Annotated in this window: 8 protein-coding genes and 2 tRNA genes; 9 read left to right on the forward strand and 1 reads right to left on the reverse strand. The window is 68.2% G+C overall.

All coding sequences use genetic code 11. From position 1 onward, the window contains the following. The first annotated feature begins 135 nt into the window (after positions 1–135). The 9 genes from VFZ20_RS24775 to VFZ20_RS24815 all read left to right on the forward strand — a co-directional run bounded on the left by VFZ20_RS24775 (position 136) and on the right by VFZ20_RS24815 (position 5,946). Positions 136–768: a YigZ family protein gene (locus VFZ20_RS24775; protein WP_329686643.1), complete on the forward strand. Its 633-nt coding sequence runs from the start codon at positions 136–138 to the stop codon at positions 766–768. Positions 769–886: 118 nt separating this feature from the next. Continuing rightward, positions 887–1,279: a Minf_1886 family protein gene (locus VFZ20_RS24780; protein ID WP_329686644.1), complete on the forward strand. Its 393-nt coding sequence runs from the start codon at positions 887–889 to the stop codon at positions 1,277–1,279. A 162-nt stretch (positions 1,280–1,441) separates the two neighbouring features. Continuing rightward, positions 1,442–1,639 carry a hypothetical protein gene (locus VFZ20_RS24785; RefSeq protein WP_329686645.1) on the forward strand — a complete coding sequence of 66 codons (198 nt, stop codon included), beginning with the start codon at positions 1,442–1,444 and terminating at the stop codon, positions 1,637–1,639. 81 nt (positions 1,640–1,720) lie between these two features. Beyond that, positions 1,721–3,271, forward strand: coding sequence for an NAD(P)H-hydrate dehydratase (locus tag VFZ20_RS24790; RefSeq protein WP_329686646.1), 1,551 nt, complete (start codon positions 1,721–1,723; stop codon positions 3,269–3,271). Between the two features lie 142 nt (positions 3,272–3,413). Next, the gene (locus VFZ20_RS24795) at positions 3,414–3,704 is read left to right on the forward strand and encodes a hypothetical protein (protein WP_329686647.1); all 291 of its coding nucleotides are present in this window, start codon (positions 3,414–3,416) and stop codon (positions 3,702–3,704) included. Between the two features lie 163 nt (positions 3,705–3,867). Next, complete coding sequence (gene eno, locus VFZ20_RS24800) at positions 3,868–5,145, forward strand: phosphopyruvate hydratase (protein ID WP_329686648.1); 1,278 nt, start codon at positions 3,868–3,870, stop codon at positions 5,143–5,145. Further along, positions 5,136–5,462 (forward strand): septum formation initiator family protein, encoded by a 327-nt coding sequence (locus tag VFZ20_RS24805; RefSeq protein ID WP_329686649.1) that lies wholly within the window; start codon positions 5,136–5,138, stop codon positions 5,460–5,462. The genes eno and VFZ20_RS24805 overlap by 10 nt, the downstream gene beginning before the upstream one ends. Positions 5,463–5,750: 288 nt before the next feature. Further along, positions 5,751–5,824, forward strand: a tRNA-Met gene (locus tag VFZ20_RS24810). 48 nt (positions 5,825–5,872) lie between these two features. Further along, positions 5,873–5,946 (forward strand) — tRNA-Met (locus VFZ20_RS24815). 165 nt (positions 5,947–6,111) lie between these two features. On the opposite strand, the gene VFZ20_RS24820 is transcribed toward VFZ20_RS24815, so the two are convergent. Beyond that, positions 6,112–7,602 (reverse strand): tyrosine-type recombinase/integrase, encoded by a 1,491-nt coding sequence (locus VFZ20_RS24820; RefSeq protein ID WP_329686650.1) that lies wholly within the window; start codon positions 7,600–7,602, stop codon positions 6,112–6,114. Positions 7,603–8,048 lie beyond the last annotated feature (446 nt).

Below are 8,048 nucleotides of genomic sequence, written 5' to 3' on the forward strand. Positions count from 1 at the left end.
AGGCCGGGCCGTCGCGCGTTCAGGCTCTACGGATTATTTCTCACGCAGAGGGAGCAGAGGCAGCAGTACTACAAAAGCAGTTGCAGTACTCTGCTCCCTCTGCGTGAGAATTCTGTTTCTTTTACTTCGGCTCCGGTGTTCACCACGCTCGCTGCCTCCGCCGAGGCACAGTTCCGCGAAAAGGCTTCCACCTTCCTGGCCCTCGCCGCCCCGGCGGACAGCGAGGCCGCGGCGCGCGCCGTGCTCGCCAAGCGGGAGAAGCTGCACTGGGACGCCACGCACAACTGCTCCGCGTGGGTCGTCCGCGGAGGAATTCGCCGCGCCAACGACGCGGGCGAGCCCTCCGGCAGCGCCGGCGCGCCCATTCTGGCCGCCATCGAGGGCGCCGGCCTCACGGACTGCATCGTCATCGTCACGCGCTGGTACGGCGGCACCAAGCTGGGCGTGGGCGGGCTGGTACGCGCGTACGGCGACGCGGCGGCGCAGGCGCTGGCGGCGGCGCCCAGGCGGATCGGCGTGGAGGCGGCGCGGCTGGAGGTGACCTATCCCTACGCCCACACGGCCGCCGTCATGCGGGCCCTGGAGCGCGCCGGGGCCGAGCAGGTGGAGCACGGATACGCCGACTCCGGCGACGCGGGGATCGTCCTGGTCTCGGTGCCGCACGCGGCCGTGGAGGCCTTTACGGACGAGCTGCGGGAGGGTACGGCGGGGGCCGTGACGCCGGCGCGGAACGGGGAAGTCGTACTTTATCGGAACGCGGACCCCTGATCGGCGTATTCCTACGCACGTTCGCCGTGGCGAGGCCCCTTTGCCGCGACACCCCCTATCGCCCGGCCGTCCTCCCGCGGCCGGTCTGCTCTGCCGGAAGTCTGAAGGAGACACACGGATGGATGGAGCCGTGCTCGCCGAGCCCATCATGGAGCGGTTGAGGAAACGCAACCCCGCGTACAACGAGACCGCGTACCTCTTCATCCTTGCAGCCCTGCATTACACCATCGAGCGGGTAGGCGAGGCACGTCACATCAGCGGCCGCGAGCTGGCCGAGGGATGCCGCGACCTGGCGATCGAGCGCTTTGGCCTCATGGCCCGCTCGGTCCTGGAGTTCTGGGGCATCCGCAGCACCCGCGACCTGGGCGAGATCGTATTCGCGCTCGTGGAGTGCGGCGTGCTCGTAAAGCAGGACGGGGACTGCGTGGACGAGTTCTGCGACGTGTTCGCCTTCAGCGACGCGTTCGAGCGCGACTATCCCTGGTGCGCGCCCCGCCAGCTGCAGAGCTGACCCCCCGCGTTTCCCGGCACGTTACTCCCAACACCTTGCATTCGCGCGCCTTTGGGCGCACGTATATGGAACAGGGCTTGCGGCGCCCTGGTATGCCCGTGTGTGGGGGCAGGCCTTTGGCATGCCCGGTGAGGAACCCATGAGGGGAGGGGAGGGCAGGATATGGCCGAGGAACGTGAGTATCCGCAGTGCAAAAAGTGCAACGAGGGCGTCCTCGTTCCGCTGTCGGACTACGGCCGCGACGGGGCACCCATCACCTACAAGGCGTGGGTGTGCACCAACCCGGACTGCGGCTTCAACATCCGCATCGACAATGGCGAGATCAGCTTTGGCCGCACCATCGGCCAGAGCTTCAAGTGAGCCGCCTTTCGTGAGATGAACCCCGGCCCACGGCGCCCCGACGCGCCGTGGGCCGGTGTCTTTTCCCCCACGTCCGTGCCGATGCCCGCTCCGTCCACCGATCCGTTCCACGGCGCCGCGCGCGTCCCCGTCCTCACGGCGGACGAGATGCGCGCCTGGGACACGCACGCCATCCAGTCCCTCGGCGTCCCAGAAGCCGTGCTGATGGAAGCCGCCGGGCGCGCGGCCGCCGCCGTCATCCACCGGCTGTACCCCCGCGGACGCGTGGTCTGCGCCGTGGGCAGCGGCAACAACGGCGGCGACGCGATGGTCGTCGCGCGCACGCTGCGGGCGTGGGGGCGCGACGTCGCCACCGTGCAGGTCGGATCGCGGACGCCGGACGCGGCGCTGCTGCACGGCTGGACGGTGGATTCGGTGGATACGGACCGGCGGACGGACGCGTTCCGCGGCGCGGGGGTGATCGTGGACGGTCTCCTGGGCACGGGAGCAACGGGCGCGCCCCGCGGCGCGTACGCGGATGCCATCGCGGCGATGAACGCGAGCGGATCGCCGGTCGTGGCGCTGGACGGACCCTCCGGCGCGGACCTGACGACCGGGCGGGCGGAGGGCGAGGCCGTTCGCGCGGAGGTGACGGTCACCTTCGGCGCGCCCAAGCGGGGGCTGCTCCTCTTTCCCGGGCGGGAGATGGCCGGGCGCATCCTCGCCGTGGAGATCGGCTTTTCGCCCCTCGCGGAGGACGGCGCGGCGGCGCACCTGCTGACGCCCGCGTGGGCCCACGCCGCCCTGCCGCCCGTCCCGCCCAACGCGCACAAGGGATCCATGGGCAAGGTCTCCATCGTCGCGGGGCACGGGGGGATGGCGGGCGCCTGCGTACTCGCGGGCTACGGCGCGCTGCGGGCGGGCGCGGGGATGGTGGCGCTCGTCTCGCCCGGCGCCAACCGGCAGATCCTGCAGACGGCCCTCCCCGAGGCGCTGTACGTGGACCGCGACACGCTGGAGGCGGATTTCCAGGCGGGATCGAAGGCCGTCGTCGCGGGACCCGCGATGGGGACGGACGACGACGCGCGGGCCCTGCTGCGCGCCATCGCCCGCGGCGGCGAGGCGCCGATGCTGCTGGACGCGGATGCCACGACGCTCCTGGCCCGCCATCCGGACCTGCGCGACGACGTGGGCGATCGTCCGCTCCTGCTGACGCCGCACCCGGGGGAGCTGTCGCGGCTGCTGGGCAAGGAGGTCGCGGAGATCACGGCGGACCCGTTCGCTGCCGCGGCGGAGGCGGCGGAGCGCTTTCGCTGCGCCGTGCTGCTCAAGGGCACGCCCTCGCTCGTGGCCGCGCCCGGCCGACCGACCGGGGTGAACGTGGCGGGGCACGCCGGCCTGGCCACGGGCGGCAACGGCGACGTGCTGAGCGGCGTGATCGGCGCGTTCCTGGCGCGCGGCATGGAACCGGCGGACGCGGCCGGCGCCGGCCTGTACTTCGCCGGGCGCGCGGCGGAGCTGGCGGGCCGGGGCCGTGGCCTCATCCCCCGCGACGTGGCCGACGCGCTGCCGAACGCGCTGCTGGAGCCCGCGCCGTCGGAGAGTGGCCTGGGCCTGCCCGGCATCGTTCTCGACCTGCCGCCGGCCCGGTAAGGAAGCCTGGTCGCGAGTGGATTGGGACGTCTCGGCAAGTGAACGGATGCGTCTTGTTGGAATGGGATCGCCCTGCTAGCGTTCGCTCGCCCGCAGTACGGGACATCCCCGTCCCCACGCACGCTTCTCTCCGGAGCAACAGATGCGCAAGCTCAACCTCAGCCTGGACGATCTCGCCGTTGAGTCGTTCGAACCCGTGAGCGCCCCGGCGGCGGCTCGCGGGACGGTGCATGGCAACGACCTGACCGAAGAAGCCTCGTGCAACTTCACCTGCACCCCCACGGACTGCGGCACCTGCGTGGCCTGCAACACCGTCGAGTACACCTGTGGCGGCTGCGACCCGCGTCCCACGCTGTATGATCCCACCTGCGGCGAATACACGTGCTTTGGCGACACCTGTCCCCCGGCCAAGACCTGTTATCCGCCGGAGTGAGCGGGGACGGACGGTGACACGGGGCCGGCGGCGCGGGATGCCGCCGGCCTTTTTGCGTCGCGCCCGCAAAGCATCGCCACGATTGACACACCGACGCGCCCAACCTACGTTCCGCCGCGTACCTGCACGCTTTTCACCCCCTTTCGCCTGAACGTCCGAGTACATGTCGATCATCCAGGAGGTCCGGGCCCGGGAGATCCTCGATTCCCGCGGCAACCCCACCGTCGAGGCCGACGTGCTGCTGTCCAGCGGCGCCGTGGGCCGCGCGGCCGTCCCCAGCGGCGCCTCCACCGGCGAGCACGAGGCCGTGGAGCTGCGCGACGGCGACAAGGACCGCTACCTGGGCAAGGGCGTGCTGCAGGCCGTGCAGAACGTGGAGGAGGAGATCGCCGAGGCGCTCGTGGGCTACGACCCCTATGACCAGGTGGCCGTGGACCGCACGATGATCGAGCTGGACGGCACGCCCAACAAGGGCCGCCTGGGCGCCAACGCGCTGCTGGCCGTGTCGCTGGCCACCGCCCGCGCCGCCGCCGAGGACGCCGGCCTGCCGCTGTACCGCTACCTGGGCGGCGCCATGGCCAACCTGCTGCCCGTCCCCATGATGAACATCCTGAACGGGGGCGCCCACGCCAGCAACAACGTGGACTTCCAGGAGTTCATGGTGATGCCCGTCGGCGCCGAGTCGTTCAGCGAGGGGCTGCGGATGGGCACGGAGGTGTTCCACTCGCTCAAGAAGGTGCTCAGCAAGGCGGGCAAGAACACGGCGGTGGGCGACGAGGGCGGGTTCGCGCCGGACCTCAAGGACAACGAGGAGGCGCTCGCCATCATCCTGCAGGCCATCGAGCAGGCCGGCTACCGCCCGGGCGAGGACCTTGTGCTGGCGCTGGACGTGGCCTCGTCGGAGATGTGGAAGAAGGACGGCTACGTGTTCTACAAGAGCACGCAGGAGCGAAAGACGCCCGCCGAGATGGTGCAGTTCTACGCGGAGTGGACCCGGAAGTACCCCATCCGCTCCATCGAGGACGGCATGGCCGAGAACGACTGGGACGGCTGGAAGCAGCTGACGACGGAGATCGGCTCCACGGTGCAGCTGGTGGGCGACGACCTGTTCGTGACCAACACGGAGCGGCTGGCGCGCGGCATCGAGCAGGGGATCGGCAACGCCATCCTCATCAAGGTCAACCAGATCGGCACGCTCACCGAGACGCTGGAGGCCATCGAGATGGCCCGCCGCGCCGGCTTCAACGCCGTGATGTCGCACCGCTCGGGCGAGACGGAGGACACCTTCATCGCCGACTTGGCCGTGGCCACGGGCGTGGGGCAGATCAAGACGGGCAGCGCCAGCCGCACGGACCGCGTGGCCAAGTACAACCAGCTGCTGCGCATCGAGGAGCACCTGGGCGACGGCGCCCGCTACCCCGGGCGCGGCCTGTGGCGCTGAAGCCCGGCACCGGGCGCCGCCTGCTGGCGGGCGGGGTGCTGGCGCTGGCCGGCTACTACGCCCTGTGGGGGGGCGAGTACTCGGCGTTCCACCTGGTGCGGCTCCGGAACGAGCGGCGCGACGCCGAGGCGCGGCTGGCCGACACGCGGCGGCAGGTGGATTCGCTGCGCACGCTGGCCGGCAGGCTGGAAAAGGACGATGCCGAGGTGGAGCGCATTGCCCGCGAACGCTTTGGCATGATCCGCGACGGCGAGCTGCTGTACCGCTTTGTCCCGGTGGATTCCGCCGCGCCGCATCCGAAAGGGGCGGGGGAGTAGGCAGGACGGGGATCGCGGGGGCGTGACGATCGGGCGAGGGAAGCGACTCGACGCCGAGCCCGCGCCGAGCGCATGAATTCGCCGCTGGAAAGGCACAAAGTCCGCCTGCGCGGACTGCCCCAGCGAAGGCAGGGCGCCGTGCGCCGGAGCCGAAGATCAGGTAGTTGAAGCCCCGCGGGGCGACGCGAAGCGTCGTCAGGCGGGGCTTTCCGCTTCCGGCTGGATGCATGCGTTTGCCCGGCCAAGGGTTGACGGTATCTCGGCGAGCCACTATCTTAGGTGCATCGACGCGGAGTGGAGCAGCCTGGTAGCTCGTCGGGCTCATAACCCGAAGGTCGCGGGTTCGAATCCCGCCCCCGCTATGTAGATCGGGCCGGCTCGCAAGAGCCGGCCCGGTTTAGTCGGAGGTCGGCAGGGTAGCTCAGCTGGTCAGAGCGCACGACTCATAATCGTGAGGTCGCGGGTTCGAGCCCCGCCCCTGCTACTCGCACATAAAGCAAGGCCACACAACGATTTGCGTTGTGTGGCCTTTGTCTTGTTTGGCTAGATGGGGAGGAAAACAGTCACAAGAACAGTCACAGGCGCGGTAGCCTAAAAATCGGACCCTTAGAATTCTACGCACGTGAGGTTTCACCTTGCTGGCTCTACGTTATTTGCGACTGGGATCCGAAACGGCCGAAGGTTCGCCGAGTCTGTGAAGGAAGTCAATCATCCGTGACTTGGTCTTGCCCTGGATCGTCGCCTGCTTGCCCGCTCGAATTCGATTCACCGTAGCCCTCGGGATGTCAGTAGCGGTACAGATCTCCCCAGTTGTCATTCGGGCGGTGGCAGCCAGGAATCCCTGGACCAACATAGCCGCCTCAGCCGCCCCTTTCCGTTCTGCTGGAGGGGGCGGGGAGTACAACGCCTGCAGCCGCGATTGGAGGTGAGGCCCGATCACCTCCGTTCGGAACGCGAGTTCCTCCATCCTCACCCGGCGCCGCTGAACGCGCCCGTATACCTTCATGATCATGGCGAGCGACGAGTGCCCGACTTCCCGAGCCACCTGGTACGGGTCGATCGGTGCGCCTTGGTCGATACAGGCGAGCCGGTGCGTGATGTAGGAGGTCCGGAACACGCGCGTTCTGATCTGGCCCTTCGGAAAGCCGGCGCGCGTGGCGATCGCGTCCAGGATTTTCCGCCAGTCGCCTACAGGTGCGCCCGATGCGGTCGTGAACACGAGCCCATCGTTTCGTCCGAGTCGCTGCACGTGCGGGAGTAGGATTTCCGCGAGCTGCGGGTGCATCGGCATCGTGCGCTCTGAAACATCGGTCTTCGTTCCCGGGATGTAGACCGAGAGGGAGTCGAAGTCTAGTTGGGTCACCAGTAGTCGGCGGATTTCGCCTTCTCGGGCACCTGTAAGGATGAAGGTCGCCAGGAACTCGTACGCGAACGTCGGCAGTCCCTTCTGGCCTGTGGCGCTCCAATGGTCGGTGAGGGCTCTGGCGCTTTCAAGCAGCAGCGCCAACTCGCCAACCTCAAGCCATGATGTCTGACTCTTGGGGGCTCTAGGTTTATCGATCAGTGCAGAAACCGGATTGCTGCCGATCGGCAGCTTGCCCTCGCTGATGGCTCTTCGAAACAGGCCGCTAAGGGCGCTGAGGTGGAGTCGCCTGGACGCCGGCCCGAGCACGCCGCCCCGGCCGTTGGGCTGCGTCGCGAGCCAGTCGACGAATCCCCCCACGTCCACGACGCTGATGGTAGCGAGGTTCCGCGGACGTGCTTCCGGCTCGGCGTTGGTTTCCGTCGCGTACTGGTGCTGAGTGAAGTAGGCGATCGCTCGGTCCAGGTATGTTCGTGAGATGGTCAGCCACTGTTGTAAGTACTCCCCGGACTTGGCTTTTGCTCTGAGGTGGTGATCGGCGAATTCAGCCAGGTCTGCATCCGGATCCAGCCCCAGCAGGACCTTGTCGCGCCGTTGGTCCAGCAGGGTGTGCATCCTCTGCACCAGCAAATGCTCTGCTATCTCTGGGTCCGTCGTCGCCCGGGTTTCCCCTCGGGGGATCAGCGCACGTTGCCGGCCGCCAAGATCGCGCAAGTCGGCATACGCGCGCAGCTGTCCGCCTTGGTCTCGCCACCGGATGCGCGAATTCTCCTTCATGCCTGGGTGTCTTCGTTTCGCCATCCGTTACCACGAGCCGTATGGGGCGTTTGGGCGTGAGGCTGCCTGCGTCAGCTTCTCACCCGCACGATGTCTCTAGTGTGAGGTGGGTTGCCGACACCATCCCGATCATGGCGGAGTCCCGGTGCAGGTTGTGTCGCAGCAACTGGTGAGGGCCACGGCGGCGACGATTGATTCGCTCCTCGGAAGAGCGTTCGTGCGAGAGGTGATGGGCCGGGTGATTGTGAGGCGTCGGAGTAGTGCTTGCCCGAAGAGGCGCGTCCCTCTATCCTCACCAGTGTAGTCTAGTTCTCATCCGGAAACTCGGATGAGGGGCTAAAGGGGCGAAAGAAGGCGCATCCGGATGTGAAACTCAAGTGAACGGAGTAACTTGTTCTTTGCCGAGACCAAGTCACCCGAACCGGAGCCACACCCGGATGCGCCGA

This window comes from Longimicrobium sp. (assembly GCF_036280135.1).
Taxonomy (GTDB): domain Bacteria; phylum Gemmatimonadota; class Gemmatimonadetes; order Longimicrobiales; family Longimicrobiaceae; genus Longimicrobium.

Coding starts and splice junctions, on each gene's coding strand:
- VFZ20_RS24795 (WP_329686647.1), top strand. CDS start 3,414: ATGCGCAAGCTCAACCTCAGCCTGGACGATCTCGCCGTTGAGTCGTTC.
- VFZ20_RS24785 (WP_329686645.1), top strand. CDS start 1,442: ATGGCCGAGGAACGTGAGTATCCGCAGTGCAAAAAGTGCAACGAGGGC.
- VFZ20_RS24790 (WP_329686646.1), top strand. CDS start 1,721: ATGCCCGCTCCGTCCACCGATCCGTTCCACGGCGCCGCGCGCGTCCCC.
- VFZ20_RS24780 (WP_329686644.1), top strand. CDS start 887: ATGGATGGAGCCGTGCTCGCCGAGCCCATCATGGAGCGGTTGAGGAAA.
- VFZ20_RS24820 (WP_329686650.1), bottom strand. CDS start 7,602: ATGAAGGAGAATTCGCGCATCCGGTGGCGAGACCAAGGCGGACAGCTG.
- eno (WP_329686648.1), top strand. CDS start 3,868: ATGTCGATCATCCAGGAGGTCCGGGCCCGGGAGATCCTCGATTCCCGC.